Consider the following 14,608-nt stretch of genomic DNA (forward strand, 5'->3'; position numbering starts at 1 on the left):
CAGTAGTTTGTCAGGCAATCCCTCCGCATTGTCGGAGGGTTTTTGCTGGCAGCAGAAAGAGGTGCGATCCAGAATGGAATTATATTTCCTGGGAACGAATGCTGGTGTACCTACGCTTCAACGGAATGTAACGTCCATTGGACTCCGCATGTTGGATGAACGCAGAGCGTTGTGGTTGTTTGACTGCGGGGAAGGAACGCAGCATCAGATTTTGAGTTCACCGCTTAAATTAAGCAAATTGGAGAAAATTTTTATTACACATCTGCATGGCGACCATGTTTTCGGGTTGCCCGGACTGTTGTCCAGCAGAGCGTATCAGGGCGGAACAACGCCGCTCACCGTTTATGGGCCGCCAGGGACAGAACGCATGATTTCAACAACAATGGAGCTAAGTCAATCCCGTTTGAATTATGATCTGAACATTGTGGAGCATACGGGCGGGATTGTGTTTGAAGATGACAGCTTCCTTGTGGAATCAGCCCTGCTTGAGCACCGGATCGACAGTTACGGGTACCGGGTTACGGAGAAAGACCGTCCCGGCAGTCTAGATCCTGCCAGATTGGCAGCGTATGGCCTGAAACCTGGCCCCTTGTTCGGAAGGTTAAAGCGGGGAGAAACGATTACACTGGATAGTGGAGACATGCTGCGTCCTGAGGATGTCCTGGGAGCACCCAAACGAGGAATGGTCATTACCATTCTGGGCGATACACGTCCTTGCGATAACGTCCAGCCTCTCGCTCAGGATGCAGATGTTCTTGTTCATGAAGCGACGTTTATGCATGATCTGGCCGATACAGCCCATGAATACTATCACAGTACATCGAAACAAGCGGCGGAAGCGGCCCGAGCGGCGGGTGTAGGACAGCTGATTATGACTCACTTCAGCTCGCGTTATAAGGATGACGATCAGCTTCAACCGCTTCTGGAGGAAGCGAAGTCCATCTTCCCGAATACACGTCTTGCGAACGAGCACCAACTTATCCCTGTTGTTCACCGAGAGCATGATTCAACGCAATAAAGTGTAGTCTTTGACGGTGGAGTAGGCTGCAGTCAGCAGCTGGCGAATGAGACGGGACTGAGGGAGAAATATTCCTGAGGTCCCTTTTGCAATCTGGTCAAAAAGCGTGTAGGATGGGCAGTATGAGCAGGGAAATGATCCGAATTATTTTCCGGGAAAGCGCAGGAAATGACAAGCTTGTACAGCAGGCGCGCGAGTTAAACCGCCGGTCTTCGATCCGGTTCGACTTGCAGCATGCCCTTGTAAGTTAAGGCTATCCTACATGCTTTAATACATATAATACAGGTTATTTCCATCCATAAGTCCCGTTCAGGGCATGAAATGTTAATGTAATGAAGAAAGGAAGTGCTGTGTATGATAAAGGCCTATCTGATCGATCTGGATGGTACGCTGTATCATGGCAGGCATCGGATCGATGGAGCTGACCAGCTGATTCAGACGCTGAGAGAACAGGGGGTGCCTTATTTGTTCGTGACCAATAATTCTTCCCGTACCCCTCAAGGTGTTGCCGACCACCTGAACGGGATGGGCATATCTGCTGATGCCTCAGAGGTATGCACCTCCGCGGTGGCTGCGGCGGAATATGTTGCGGCAGCATCTCCCGGGGCGAGGGTGGCTTGTATTGGGGAAACGGGTCTTCTTCAGGCTGTGGAAGAAGCCGGTTTAATGATGACTGAGGACGAGCCGCAGTATGTTATTCAAGGCATCGACCGTGAATTTTCCTATCAAAAATTAACGAAGGCACTCCGCTGGATCAATGGAGGAGCAGCTTTTGTTATGACCAACCCGGATCTCCAGCTTCCGTCCGATGACGGATTGACACCTGGCGCAGGTACGCTTGGAGCAGCCATTGAAGCGGCAGCGGGAGTGCAGCCAACGGTCATCGGCAAACCTTCAAGCATCATTATGAGATCCGCGATTCGCAGATTGAACTTAAAAGCTGAAGAAGTGGCTGTTATCGGTGATAATATGCGCACAGATATTGCTGCAGGCGTGGCGGCGGGCTGTGAAACGCTGCTTGTGCTTACGGGTGTTACAACACGTGAAAATATGGATGGACATATTCAGGCCGCGAAAGCTCGTCCTGATCATGTTTTTGATGATTTGCATACACTTACTGCATGGCTGACCGAGCGGGCTGACCAGGCTTCCAAGAAGGAGTAGATTAAGAATGCCAGAGTTACCGGAAATGGAAAATTACCGGACGATATTGTCCGAGCATATACTTGATTTGCCGATTACAGGTGTAGTCGTAAACCGTGAAAAAACGATTAATACTACTTCTGACGTGTTCATACGTGAACTGACAGGCAATCGGATTATATTTGTTGAGCGGCGTGCGAAACATCTGATTTTTCACCTCGCAAACGGCAAGCGGCTTGTGCTGCACCTGATGCTGGGCGGCATGCTGTTCTGGGGCACAGAGGACGAGCGTCCCGATCGATCCACACAAGTAGAACTTCATTTTGGAGAACATATTCTGTTCTTTATCGGTCTGCGTCTCGGGTATCTGCATCTGATGACTTCCAAGGAAACGGAAGCAGCCATGTCCGATCTTGGTCCAGAGCCGCTGGATCGCCGGATGAACAAAGAACGATTTGCCGGACTGCTGAAAGGTCGCCGTGGAACACTCAAAACAACGCTGGTGAATCAACATATTATTGCGGGTATTGGTAATTGCTACTCGGATGAAATTGCTTTTGCGGCGGGACTTAGACCCAGCTCAAAAACGCAGAATATTGCTAACTCTCCAGAGCTGACTGAACGCTTGTACCATGCCATGCAGTCGGTACTGCGAGAAGCCGCGTCCGAGGGTGGCTATATGGAAATGCCGCTGATGCAGGGAGATACCAAAACAGGCAGTTTCGACGAACAGTGTAGGGTTTATGATCGGGAAGGCGAAGCTTGTCCACGCTGCGGGGGAACCATCGAACGAGTAGAAATTACGGGCAAAAAGGCATTTTTCTGTCCCAAATGTCAGCATGAGGCCTAAAACGGGTATCGGCGCACATGTCAGCACCAGAGGAGGTTTTTTACAGGCGGCTAGGAGAGCGCATGAGATGGGAGCAGCGGCTTTTCAGTATTTTCCGAAAAACCCGCGCAGTCTCAATCTGAAACGTCTGGATCTGAAGGATGCTGCACAGTGCAGGGATTGGTGCGAGGCGAATGGACTGGCTTCCATTGCACACTCGCCCTATCCCACGAATCCGGCACTTGGCATGACCCGTGGAGAGGCGGGATTCCATGCAGTAGTAAATTCCATTCGTAACGATCTCGAAATCTCTGACGCATGCGGTTCGGTGGGGACGGTTGTTCATTTTGGACATCTTCAAGCCAAAGATCCGCTGGAGGGATACCATAATGTGATTCAATGTCTGGACGCCGCACTCGAAGGGTGGCAGGGCAAGTCCAAGATTTTACTTGAAAATCAGGCAGGGGATCATGGCCCTATGGGAACAACGATGGAAGAAATGATACAGATTCGCAAACTGAGTCGATATCCGGAATGTATTGCTTTTTGTTTCGACACATGTCATGCTTTTGCTTCAGGGATGTGGAAATCCGGAGATGAGTCAGCTTTATTAGAAAAGGGCAGACAGCTGGGATATTGGGATGTTCTGGCGGCTGTTCATTTTAATGATTCCAAGTACGCATACGGTTTGAAAAAAGACAGGCATGCGCGAATTGGTCAGGGCCATATTGGCTGCGAATCGATGAAGACACTGCTGCAGTCGCCGGAATTTCAGCAAACGGTTGTTGTACTGGAGACGGAAACGGGAGAAGATGGAACGCATCGGGAAGATATTCAGCTCATGCGTTCCTGGTTATAAGTTGGGAGGTGCGAGACGATGCATGTTTTTCTGGATGACTATCGTTCTTGTCCAAAAGGGTTTGTACTGGCTGTCAATGCAGAGGAATGTCTTATGTTATTAAGAGAGGGCCAAGTAGACATTCTGTCACTGGACTATGAGCTGGGACCGGATTCGATGAACGGCGGTGAGGTTGCCGCAGCGATTGTAAGGGAAGAGCTTTATCCACGTGAAATCTATTTACATACGTCGAGTATGTATGGAAAACGGCAGATGTACGAGATACTGTACAGCAGTAAACCTGAATCTGTCGTTATTCATAACGGCCCGATGACAGGTGAAGTCATGCTTCGGATCGCTGCGGAGGCTGAGAAGTCATGAAGCCGATTACGTCTAAAATGTTAATGCGCGGTGTATGGGAAGGTGTACCTCATGCTGTATTTATCTATACGCCGTTATGCGGAACATGTGCAGCAGCCCGCCGTATGCTGGAAGTTGCTGAGCACCTGCTGCCGGAAAATACGTTGGTTGATATGAACATACATGACATTCCTGAGTTGGTACAGCAGTTTCAGATTTCAAGTGTGCCGGCTTTAATGCTGTTTGATGGAGAGCAGGACGTGCCCAGGATGGTGTATCGAATGAATTCGGTCGAGCACCTGCTTCATGAAATTCGGAAGGCGGTGTTGGAATGAGTGTTGTTATGATGGAGCAAATTTCGCTTCGCCGTGATGAGAATCAAATTCTGAAAGATGTTCATTTACGCATCGAAGCTGGTGAACACTGGGTTATTCTGGGCAGGAACGGATCGGGTAAAACAACGCTGCTGGAAATGATGAATGGTTATCTGTTTCCAACTGAAGGGCGCATTGAAGTACTCGGTAATGTGTATGGACAATGCGATGTTCGGGAAGTTCGCAAAGAGATCGGTTATATCAGTCAAACATTGATTGAAAAGCTGACATTACGCGATCCGGTATGGGAGGTTGTCGCTACGGGAGCGTATGCTTTTTTGCGTTTCTATCAGACTATTCCGGATGAAGTAAAAACAAAGGTGATGCAGCTGCTGGACGAGATGGGGTTTTCGAAACTGGCAGATCAACCGCTGGGGACGTTATCCCAGGGAGAACGCAAAAAAGTCATGTTGGCACGTTCGCTGATGGCTGAACCAAAGCTGCTTATTATGGACGAGCCTTGTGCCGGCCTTGATCTGTATGAACGCGAGAAGATGTTGATCGAAATAGATCGTCTGCGTCAGCGAAATATGACGGTGGTGTACGTCACTCATCATGTGGAAGAGATCGTGCCGTTGTTTACTCATGTCGCATTGATCCGTGATGGACGTATTGCTGCCGCGGGACCGAAACATGACATATTAACAGAAGATACAATTAAGCATACGTATGATATTCCGGTAGATATTCAGTGGTATGAAGATCGGCCATGGATACGCGTACGTTCTGGAGGGTAACACAAGTTGAGTACACAATCGTCTTGGGGAGAAGCAGACTTCTCCCGTTTTATATGCACCGCCAATCATGGCTTTGCGCCTTATGCGCAGGAGGAACTGCGCCGTACCTTTGGAGCAGTTAAGAGCACCGTGCTGATTCCAGGAGAAGTTCTGCTTGCCGGTTTGCCGGCTGCAGAGGAAGAAGTTTCGGCTAGGCTGCTGCAGGAGTCTCCAACGTTTCTACGTCATATTCAACCTGTGCAATTCCAAGAGAACACGGAAGATGCAGAGCAGTCTCTGGAGAAACTGATTGCATTTATTCTGAACCAAAAGGCATTGTCTGGTGCGAAGGTGGTCTTGCAAACTCGCAAAACGGAAGGTTCTTTCTGGCGTGAAAACGCGGCTTCATTGAAGCAAACGCTGACAGAAAAGCTGGACGATCTCGGATGTGAGTGGGTTATCCGGGGTGCGGACTTTGTCATTTCGGTATTTGCCGCCGATGATATGTTATATGCCGGAGTGTCCAAACCCGAACAGAATCTGTCCGACTGGAGCGGTGGAGCTGTTCGTTTTCAGAGAGAAGAGGGACAGATTTCACGAGCCAAATTCAAACTGCTCGAAGCGGAACAGACCTTTGGCATTGATTTCAGATCTTTTCACAAGGCTCTGGATATTGGGGCAGCACCAGGGGGATGGACATCATTTTTGCTTGAGCGTGGGCTTGAGGTAACCGCAGTAGACCCGGCGAAGATGGATGCATCTCTGCTCGCTTCACCCCAACTGACCTTTTTGAAAAAAAATGCAGGTGACGTCCGCTTCCGCGAAGGCGAATTCGATCTGCTTGTATGTGATATGAGCTGGAGTCCGAAGCTGATGAGCAGGTTGATATCTGATCTTCTGTACAGCCTTCAATCCGGTGGAACGGCGATTGTTACCGTAAAATTGCTTCATAAGAAACCGCTCGCGCTCATTAAAGACGTGATTGATACGTTTGAGCGTTCACGGATGCAGATTCAGCGTTCGAAGCAGCTGTTCCATAATCGCGAAGAGATTACACTTTATATGATTAAATATTAAGAGATACATCATAACGAATTTCAGCTTTACAACATATGCTTTGGTATACTATAATGGTACCAATATTAACCATAACATTACAAAATTTGAGGGAAAGCATCCCGAAGTGGACAGAACCGAATTATCCGGTTGGTTCAGCTTCGGTGAAGCTTTCCCTTTTTTGTGCTGTGTGGAAGGAGGCACTCTTATGAGACATCCGGCTAGGCTGGAACGCGGAAGCCTGCTGGGAGGAAGATACCGCATCCTATCTGTACTTGGTTCCGGTGGAATGAGCCATGTGTATGAGGCAGAGGATCTGAAGCTTCCGGGTAAAATATGGGCGGTGAAAGAAAGTATTACGCAGATGCCCTACGAAGGCAGTGTAGAGAGAGAAGCGGCTCTGCTAACCTCACTGCGCCATCCGAGGCTTCCACAGATTGTTGACTTTTTTGCTCCTGATGAAGCCGGTTATACGTATCTGGTCATGGAATATATTGAAGGTTTAACCCTAGGCGATTACTTCAAACAGTGCAGGGGGAGAATTCCAATCCAGCAGCTGATGGACTTTGTACTTCAACTGCTGGATGTGCTGAGCTACCTGCATAACCTGGACCCTCCTGTGATCTACAGGGATTTGAAGCCAGCCAACATTATGGTTACACCCGAGCATGAAGTACGTTTAATTGATTTTGGCATTGCTCGCAGTTACAAGACGCAGGGTGCTGAAGACACCGTAAAGCTTGGGACTGCCGGATTTGCTGCACCAGAGCAGTATGGTTCGGGACAAACAGATGCCCGTTCGGACTTATATGGTCTTGGTGCATTGATGTTATATCTGATGACGAGTGGAGCTTATACGGAATGGATTCAAGGTGTGGAGAGCTTTATACGAAAGGATATCCCGCGAACTTACCTTCCTGTTGCGAGAAGGTTGTTGAGGCATGAAGCAGATGAACGGTTTCAAACAGCAGATGAGGTGAGAAAGGAACTGCTTCGCATACCGGGAAGGGCGGAACATACATCTCATTCAGATCCACAGTTGAGGCTTGGTGGAGGGACCCGGGTGATTGCACTTACCGGGGCCTCAGCGGGGGCCGGTGTTACCCATACAGCGATCGCGATCAGCCACTATCTGGAAAGGCAAAACTTCAAGGTTGCGGTCATCGAGATGTCGCCTCGTTCTCAGTCATTTGCACGTATTCAGCAGGCGGTTCAAGGAGGGAAACCAGTCTATTCAGGCAGACAGTTTGCAGTAGATGGCGTGCATTATTGGAAGCAGTCGGGCCGTGCCGATATTTTATCACTTCTGGGCGGCAGTTATCAGTTCATCGTAATGGATCTTGGGAGCGGACAGGATCAGAGCCGATTAGAAGAGTTTTTACGTGCCGATCTGCCCATCGTCATCGGTTCAGGAGCAGAGTGGAGACAAGTGGAGATTACTGCTTTTGTACGCTCGCATTATCGCTACCCCCGGGAGAAATGGATATACTGTATTCCACTTGCCCCGACAGATGCCGTGGAACGTATACGCAGAACATTGAGTACACCGAGTGTATACGGACTGCCGCTCCAGCTTGATCCATTTGACAAGGACCCGCATATGGATAAGATGTTCTCGCAAATTCTGGGGCACCTAATGGCAGCACAGCCTAGAAAGCGTTCATTTTTTTCGCGAAGAAAAGTACATGATTAGAGGAGATAACGAAAGGAGAGCCTCTTTTGTCCAGATTAAGAAAACAAAGTCGTCAACTCATTTATTCGGGATTGATTGGAGCCGGAGCCATGGGACTGATCTTTGGTGGATACGTGATTTATCAGCTCCAAACGGCAGCGGATGCCAGGTCAGCCATGGAGGACACTTATTTGTCAGCATATGAGGAGAAAGAAGCGTCGCTGCTGCAGCAGTGGAATTCCGGCGCTCAGGGATGGGTTACGATCAGGGATATTGAAGCAGGTGAATCAATCCTTCCCGAGGATCTGAAGCTGATTGCGATACCTGATGCGCAGGCACCGCGTAATCTGTGGTCCAGCACCAAGAAAATGGAAGGTCAAGCGGCGAAAATTGAACTTAAAAAAGGAACGGCCATTACAACCGAGATGGTATATGAGGACATGCCTGCTCCGCCCGATCTAAGAAATCGTGAACTGCAGGTGGTACTGCTGCCTTCCTCACTTGCGAAAGGAGACAGGATTGATGTTCGAATTCAGTTTCCGACAGGTCAGGACTATGTTCTTTTATCCAAGAAAAAAGTGGAACGTTTAAACGCAGCGACATTGTGGATTACGATGACAGAAGAAGAGATTTTGTCGCTGTCCAGCGCAATTGTAGATGCCTATTTACATAAAGCTTCAATTTACGCTTTAACGTATGTAGAACCACAATTTCAGACAGCGGCAATTCCAACATATCCAGCCAATTCCGAGGTGTTAAAACTGCTGGAGAGTGATCCCAACATTGTGCGCCATGCCGAACAGGAATTATCTCGACAAGTTCGAAGCTCGCTAGAAAGTTCGTTAGCTGCGTCGGTATCAGCACCATCCAGAGGGGTTGAGCAGGATGCAGCAGAATCCTCGATTACGTATAACAAAAGACTAGCGGCACAAGATTCCTCCCTGTCAAACGGTACGATCTGGAGGGATGGATCAGGCAGTACCGAAGGGGGACATGCTGGAGAAGCATCAAACTCCATTGAATCTTCAACCTTAAATGAGCAGCAGCAGGTACTGAACGGGAATGAATGATTTAATTTAACACAAAAGCAGGGAATGCGGAAAAATAGAGCCTGTAAATAATGAAATGCCTATAACAACGTAAACTTGAGGATAGGAGCGGTGAGCTGTGCATGTATGGATTTTTGCTGGTTTGTGTGAAAAAAATGATCTGATGCTGTACTTGTGTAAAATACTTGCTTCAACAGGTAAGCGGGTTCTGCTCGTGGATGGTACACTGCAGCAAAAATATGGATACAGTGTCGGGGATCATCAGCAGTCTTTGCGGGTTGTGGAATTTGAGGGGTTTGACGTTGCCTGTCACTTTGTTACTTCAATGGCGGTAGAACATCATCTGCACGTAAATGGTGAGCGTTTGGACAGTTACGATTATGTGATATATGACATGGAGACTTCACACTTTGCTTCGCGAAATCTATGGCTAACCGCAGATGTTCGTGTGTGGGTGAGTGATTATGAACGTTACAATCTGGAACGGGGGAGAGGATGGCTCGAACAGTTAACAGCGGAGCAGGAGCTGCCTAAGGATCTTGCTTTCCAGCGAATGCTGATCAACAGCGTCGATTGCAGACTTGAAGCGCACTATTTGTGGGCCTATCTGGAAGGAAGCCCTTTTCATTGGACGGGGGAGCCGATGATCCTCCCATGGGATGAACTCAGTGCGGCTGCCAAGCTTGAGAATGAACATCATCGCTGTGTACAGCTGGGCCCATTGTCAAGAAACTACAAAAAATCATTATGTCGTGTTGTGGAGCAGCTGACCGGTTGGGAACTTGTCCAAAGCCGCCGCGCGATCAAAAAAGCAGAGAGGATGAGGGCATGAGCACGATTACATTTTGGAGCCCTTTTGCGGAAACGGGCTGTTCTTCAAGCGCCTTGATCGGTGCTTATACGATAGCGATGCAGTATAGAACCAGAACGCTGTTAGTTAATACAGGTCATACAAATTCTGGTGTAGAAACAGGCATAGTTCAGGACGAGAAGGTTTCAGCTCAACTTATGTTTTCTTTCGAAGAAAATGGCTGGGACGCGGTCGAACGCTTGTATGTTAGCGGCAGTCTTAACAAACACAATTTAAGTGATTACACCAAGCCGCTGCTGCAGGACCGACTTGATCTGTTGACAGGGAGTAATAACAGGAACGAACGCTTTATAACTGATAGAGGGGAACTGTTAAAAAAACTGCTGGATATTGCGAACCAAAGTTATGATTTGGTTCTTTTGGATGCGGAGCATACAGGTGCTGATTCACAGTTTATGGTGAAGCAGACGGATCATGTTGTCGTTGTATTGAATCAGAATATGAGGAATCTGGAGCAATTTTTTGAAGAGATACTGCCTGAGCAGTTGAGTGAGAAAAGGCTTCATGTGCTTATCAATAAGTATGATTCTCATTCTCGTGCCTCACTTTCAAACATTAGACGTGGTTTTAGGTATAAGGGCAGTTTGTCGGCTATACCCTATGCATCGGCTTATCTGGATGCGATGAACCGCAGAGATGCGGCGAGATACCTGCAGCTTCAAAATATGAGTGAGAAAAAAGATGTTCGTAAAGGGAGTTTTGCCGCTGGCATGAGTGAACTCGCCCGTCTGGTGATGGAAGGTGCGGGATTAAGCACTGTGTTGAAAAGGCTGGAAAGGGGCGCCTGAATTTTTAATGATATGGAATACATTGGGGATAGTGATTATTTTAATGGCAGGCATGTGTTATGTCTGGTTTAAATACCGAGCTTTCATTCGGGAGAGAAAGAACCTCATACCTCAGCAGGAGTCTTTTACAATTGAAGCATTAATTCATCGGGTAAAAGTTTCACTGCATGAAATAAGCCACAGCCAGCTTGCTGATGCAGGTTTACATGAGGAAGAGTATCGCCGAAGGATTAATCAGCGTGCTGAGATGAGAAAAGCGTTGAAAGGATGCGTATCCGGCAGCCTCAGTGACAAAACGTACGTCAAAAATCTGATTGGTGACCTGCTGACACGAAGTATTGGCTTGAACAAAGCTAATGTGGACGAAGTCATAATGTTCGCCGAACCCGAACGGTTGACGGTACAGGACCGCTTCGAGATCATTTTTTATTTATATCGTCAACAATTTGGGGCAGACGCATTGTCTATGATGATTGACACTTATGATTTAGGTAAACTCAGACTGGATGAGGCCGCGCAGGATGGCGGAAGCTATTATATTTCCGAACAGGATGTCCAGTATGTTTTTGATTGTGAATACCGGGAATTGGGCTTCAGAGAAAAGGTAGAAATTATCGTGCAGCGTGTCTATCAGCATTACAAGGGGTTCTCGGTTGTGGATGAGATCAGGGATCAACGGATCGATGGTGTCAGTGGTGGGGTAAGCGGTATCCTTGAATCCCTCCCGCATATGGGCAGTCATATTCCTGTTTCATGGAATGATCTACTGGAGCACGCTTTTGAGGATGAGCCTTACGAGGAACCGCTCAGCGGCATGGAGAGTGTGTGGATTTTTTATAAAGGAAAATCTATTCATCTTCCGTTCTTGAGTTTCGGCAGCATTCGAGAGTTAAAGCGAGTATGTCAGAACATCTATAAATACAATTATCCGGGGCAGTTGTCGGAGGCGAGCGGCTACAAAGTCAACGAAATGAAGGATGGCTCACGAGTCGTCGTTGTGCGTCCTCCTTTTGCCGAATCATGGGCTTTCTTTGTTCGGAAATTTGATATCCCTAATGCTTCATTGGAACAGCTGATTACGGGTAACAACGCAGAATTACCAATTGAGATGCTGCAATTTTTGATGAAAGGGAGCCGAATTACTGCCGTAACGGGAGCCCAGGGGTCTGGTAAAACTACGCTGCTCATGGCTATGGTCAAACATATCTATGCTTCATATACCCTTCGTGTACAGGAAATGGCGTTTGAGCTGCAGTTAAGAAAAATCTACAGCCGCCGCAACATTCTCAGCTTTCGCGAAACAGAACATATATCTGGGCAGCAGGGGCTCGATCTGCAGAAAAAAACAGACGGTACGGTAAACATACTTGGTGAGATTGCGAGCGATGAGGTAGCTGCCTGGATGATTCAGATGTCACAGGTGGCAAGCTTATTCACCCTGTTTACTCACCATGCTAAAACATTCCGTGATCTGGTGTTTTCACTCCGGAATTCACTGCTCAAAACAGGTATATTTCAGCATGAACATATTGCGGAAGAGCAGGTTGTCAGCGTTATTAACTTTGATGTCCATATGAAGAAAGATGCAGAGGGCCGCAGGTTTATCGAGCGGATCACCGAATGTATTCCCCGTTTCAATAATACTGAGGTGCCGGAGGAAGAGGACGGTTTCGCATTTCGGAATGTGGTGGAGTATCAGCAGGGTAAATATGTGGCGTCTGCGCCGATCTCCCTCTCGTGTATAACAGATATGAAGGAACAGATGACGGTTCAGGATGCTGAAAGATTTGGGCAGTTTATCGGGCAGCATTGGGGTGAGAGTTATGAGCATTAAATGGCTTCTGCTTCTTGTTATAGGCATCTGTGCATCTGGTCTACTCATTACACTAATGATGCTGCATGTAATAAGACGAAAAGAGACGGCCGCGGCATATGCTGCCGTAAATGTGATCAGCATATACGGCAGGAAGTATCGGGACTGGGGAAGTCTCCTGCTGCAGGCATACCAGCTTGGCATGAAGATACCGCTGCTCTCAACGTATATCATGCAAGTAAAAAAAAGAATCTCGTATCGCTATGCCAGAGATGAACCTACCCTGCGAAAACTAACGATGACTGTTGTTCTGATTATTGTCGGCGGGTATGGGGCAGTCAGTGCAGTACTGTTTTGGTCTGAGCCCGGCACCTCGTTTATTATACAGTCCATTCTCTGTGCTGTTGTGCTGAACAGCCTTGTGGTGGATATGTGCCTTAGTCGTCTGGAAAAAAGCTGCTGGTGCAGATGCTCGACCTGTTTGCAGATGTGAGACATCGGTATCATCAGCATGGAATGGTTGAGGAAGCACTGTACGAAGCATCTGAGGCAGCGTCAGGTGAAGCCGCGGAGCAGGTAAGACTGATCTATGAAGCGCTGACTTCCCCTGACCCCAATGAAGCACTTGAGCGGTATTATGAAGTGGCGCCAAATCGTTTCCTAAAAGGTTTTGCCGGTATTTCTTATATGGTCATGGAGTTTGGAGACAAGGACAAGAAACAGGGTTCCATTTATCTTCAAGGATTAGGTAATCTTACACAGGAAATTCATCTGGAGATATTGAGGCGTGAGCGGCTTGATTATCTGCTGCAGGGTCTGAATGTAATTGCTCTTGCTCCAGTACTTTTTACGGGGCCGATTGAGCGCTGGGCACGAGTCAGCTTTCCTACAATGGATGAGTTTTACCGCAGTAAACTTGGCTTCGTTACCAAAATATCGATCTATGTTATCATCATAGCCGCCTATCTGCTGCTGCAGCGTCTTCAGTCTTACGAAGAAACCCGCTATCGCTCCGGACATAAACAATCCAGACTGGATCGATTCCTGTATAAACAGCTCTTTTTACGAAAAATAGCTGTGCTGTTTGCTCCCAAACCAGGGAGCGTTCAATACCATCAGACAATCAGATTAATGAGAGAGAGCAGTACCGAGTTAAAGTACGAATGGCTGGCTGTTCGACGATTGTTGTTATTTATAAGCTGCACGGTTCTGACTACGGGCTTTTTTCTGCTGCTTCATCAGGTTGAACGTAATCATATTCTGCATGATCCAATCAGGGATGACCGCATGTTTGGAACGATGTCTGAGGCAGATCTGAAGGCAGCCGAAGATATGACTGCGCTTGACGCATTGGTCATGGAACATGTTCGCATGAAGGCCGGAACTTCTTATAAAGATGTCTCCAATGCATTGACGCAGCTTGCACCAGTACAGCTGGACCAGGATACACAGGCGGCGGCGATAAAACGCATTACAGAGAAGATTGAGGCGTATAACAACCAGTATTTACGCTGGTGGGGAATTGTTCTGGCCATAGCGATTGGCGTAGGAGGATACTATGTTCCGATTTGGCTCATGCTGTTTCAGCGTAAAATGCGAAGGTTGGACATGCGTCATGAAATCTATCAATTTCAGACCGTGATTTCCATTTTGAGAGAGATGGATCGGATGTCTGTTGAAGAGATTGTGGAATGGCTCAATCGATTTGCGGTCATTTTCAAAAGGCCGCTGCAGAAGTGTCTGCTGCATTTCGAACATGGACCCGAGGATGCACTTGAACAATTAAAGGAAGAAGTCGGCTTGCCTGAATTTCAACGTTTAATTGATAAATTACAGCTTGCTCTGGGGAAAATATCCATTCGTGAAGCTTTTGACGATCTGGAAAGCATGATGTCCTTCTATTTTGAACAGCGCAAACAGGAATACAGCAAAATCATTGATATCAAGGCAGGTTGGGGCAGGACAATCGGTTTTACTCCTATGTATGCTCTAATCTTTCTCTACCTGGTCATTCCTCTCGTTGGGATGAGTTTTGTGCAGATGAACACGTACTATGAACAAATTCAAAGGCTGTAGGTCAT

Annotated in this window: 16 protein-coding genes; all 16 read left to right on the plus strand. The window is 47.6% G+C overall.

The features are described from left to right. The first annotated feature begins 73 nt into the window (after positions 1–73). On the plus strand, positions 74–1,018 hold the full coding sequence (rnz, locus tag ABXS70_RS09435; RefSeq protein WP_342551459.1) for a ribonuclease Z: 945 nt from the start codon (positions 74–76) through the stop codon (positions 1,016–1,018). 122 nt (positions 1,019–1,140) lie between these two features. Continuing rightward, a complete protein-coding gene (locus ABXS70_RS09440; protein ID WP_342551458.1) occupies positions 1,141–1,269 on the plus strand; it encodes a hypothetical protein in 129 nt (42 codons plus the stop codon). A 103-nt stretch (positions 1,270–1,372) separates the two neighbouring features. Next, positions 1,373–2,182 (plus strand): TIGR01457 family HAD-type hydrolase, encoded by an 810-nt coding sequence (locus ABXS70_RS09445; RefSeq protein WP_342551457.1) that lies wholly within the window; start codon positions 1,373–1,375, stop codon positions 2,180–2,182. 7 nt (positions 2,183–2,189) lie between these two features. After that, positions 2,190–3,011, plus strand: a complete 822-nt coding sequence (locus ABXS70_RS09450) for a DNA-formamidopyrimidine glycosylase family protein (RefSeq protein ID WP_342551456.1) — start codon at positions 2,190–2,192, stop codon at positions 3,009–3,011. Continuing rightward, entirely contained in the window at positions 3,001–3,849 is an 849-nt protein-coding gene (locus ABXS70_RS09455; protein WP_342551455.1) for a deoxyribonuclease IV, read from the plus strand. The genes ABXS70_RS09450 and ABXS70_RS09455 overlap by 11 nt, the downstream gene beginning before the upstream one ends. Before the next feature lie 18 nt (positions 3,850–3,867). Beyond that, positions 3,868–4,209 carry a cyclic-phosphate processing receiver domain-containing protein gene (locus tag ABXS70_RS09460; RefSeq protein ID WP_342551454.1) on the plus strand — a complete coding sequence of 114 codons (342 nt, stop codon included), beginning with the start codon at positions 3,868–3,870 and terminating at the stop codon, positions 4,207–4,209. After that, the gene (locus ABXS70_RS09465) at positions 4,206–4,523 is read left to right on the plus strand and encodes a thioredoxin family protein (protein WP_342551453.1); all 318 of its coding nucleotides are present in this window, start codon (positions 4,206–4,208) and stop codon (positions 4,521–4,523) included. Before ABXS70_RS09460 ends, ABXS70_RS09465 begins: the two co-directional genes overlap by 4 nt. Then, on the plus strand, positions 4,520–5,299 hold the full coding sequence (locus tag ABXS70_RS09470) for an ATP-binding cassette domain-containing protein (RefSeq protein ID WP_366295454.1): 780 nt from the start codon (positions 4,520–4,522) through the stop codon (positions 5,297–5,299). The genes ABXS70_RS09465 and ABXS70_RS09470 overlap by 4 nt, the downstream gene beginning before the upstream one ends. 6 nt (positions 5,300–5,305) lie before the next feature. Next, positions 5,306–6,355, plus strand: coding sequence for an SAM-dependent methyltransferase (locus ABXS70_RS09475; protein WP_342551451.1), 1,050 nt, complete (start codon positions 5,306–5,308; stop codon positions 6,353–6,355). A 187-nt stretch (positions 6,356–6,542) separates the two neighbouring features. Continuing rightward, entirely contained in the window at positions 6,543–8,027 is a 1,485-nt protein-coding gene (locus ABXS70_RS09480) for a serine/threonine protein kinase (RefSeq protein WP_366295457.1), read from the plus strand. A 26-nt stretch (positions 8,028–8,053) separates the two neighbouring features. Further along, on the plus strand, positions 8,054–9,076 hold the full coding sequence (locus ABXS70_RS09485; RefSeq protein ID WP_342551449.1) for an SAF domain-containing protein: 1,023 nt from the start codon (positions 8,054–8,056) through the stop codon (positions 9,074–9,076). Positions 9,077–9,173: 97 nt separating this feature from the next. After that, positions 9,174–9,887 carry a hypothetical protein gene (locus ABXS70_RS09490; RefSeq protein WP_366295459.1) on the plus strand — a complete coding sequence of 238 codons (714 nt, stop codon included), beginning with the start codon at positions 9,174–9,176 and terminating at the stop codon, positions 9,885–9,887. After that, positions 9,884–10,714: a hypothetical protein gene (locus tag ABXS70_RS09495; protein ID WP_342551447.1), complete on the plus strand. Its 831-nt coding sequence runs from the start codon at positions 9,884–9,886 to the stop codon at positions 10,712–10,714. The genes ABXS70_RS09490 and ABXS70_RS09495 overlap by 4 nt, the downstream gene beginning before the upstream one ends. Before the next feature lie 7 nt (positions 10,715–10,721). After that, positions 10,722–12,548 (plus strand): ATPase, T2SS/T4P/T4SS family, encoded by a 1,827-nt coding sequence (locus ABXS70_RS09500; protein WP_366295462.1) that lies wholly within the window; start codon positions 10,722–10,724, stop codon positions 12,546–12,548. Beyond that, positions 12,538–13,020, plus strand: coding sequence for a hypothetical protein (locus tag ABXS70_RS09505; RefSeq protein WP_366295464.1), 483 nt, complete (start codon positions 12,538–12,540; stop codon positions 13,018–13,020). The genes ABXS70_RS09500 and ABXS70_RS09505 overlap by 11 nt, the downstream gene beginning before the upstream one ends. Then, positions 12,990–14,603, plus strand: a complete 1,614-nt coding sequence (locus ABXS70_RS09510) for a hypothetical protein (RefSeq protein ID WP_366295466.1) — start codon at positions 12,990–12,992, stop codon at positions 14,601–14,603. Before ABXS70_RS09505 ends, ABXS70_RS09510 begins: the two co-directional genes overlap by 31 nt. The last annotated feature ends 5 nt before the right edge of the window (positions 14,604–14,608 follow it).

Source organism: Paenibacillus sp. AN1007, from assembly GCF_040702995.1.
GTDB lineage: Bacteria > Bacillota > Bacilli > Paenibacillales > Paenibacillaceae > Paenibacillus.

Bases quoted from the DNA above. Each gene is read 5' to 3' on its own strand.
- ABXS70_RS09480 (WP_366295457.1), top strand. From the start codon at position 6,543: ATGAGACATCCGGCTAGGCTGGAACGCGGAAGCCTGCTGGGAGGAAGA.
- rnz (WP_342551459.1), top strand. From the start codon at position 74: ATGGAATTATATTTCCTGGGAACGAATGCTGGTGTACCTACGCTTCAA.
- ABXS70_RS09495 (WP_342551447.1), top strand. From the start codon at position 9,884: ATGAGCACGATTACATTTTGGAGCCCTTTTGCGGAAACGGGCTGTTCT.
- ABXS70_RS09450 (WP_342551456.1), top strand. From the start codon at position 2,190: ATGCCAGAGTTACCGGAAATGGAAAATTACCGGACGATATTGTCCGAG.
- ABXS70_RS09470 (WP_366295454.1), top strand. From the start codon at position 4,520: ATGAGTGTTGTTATGATGGAGCAAATTTCGCTTCGCCGTGATGAGAAT.
- ABXS70_RS09465 (WP_342551453.1), top strand. From the start codon at position 4,206: ATGAAGCCGATTACGTCTAAAATGTTAATGCGCGGTGTATGGGAAGGT.
- ABXS70_RS09460 (WP_342551454.1), top strand. From the start codon at position 3,868: ATGCATGTTTTTCTGGATGACTATCGTTCTTGTCCAAAAGGGTTTGTA.
- ABXS70_RS09505 (WP_366295464.1), top strand. From the start codon at position 12,538: ATGAGCATTAAATGGCTTCTGCTTCTTGTTATAGGCATCTGTGCATCT.
- ABXS70_RS09440 (WP_342551458.1), top strand. From the start codon at position 1,141: ATGAGCAGGGAAATGATCCGAATTATTTTCCGGGAAAGCGCAGGAAAT.
- ABXS70_RS09500 (WP_366295462.1), top strand. From the start codon at position 10,722: ATGATATGGAATACATTGGGGATAGTGATTATTTTAATGGCAGGCATG.
- ABXS70_RS09445 (WP_342551457.1), top strand. From the start codon at position 1,373: ATGATAAAGGCCTATCTGATCGATCTGGATGGTACGCTGTATCATGGC.
- ABXS70_RS09455 (WP_342551455.1), top strand. From the start codon at position 3,001: ATGAGGCCTAAAACGGGTATCGGCGCACATGTCAGCACCAGAGGAGGT.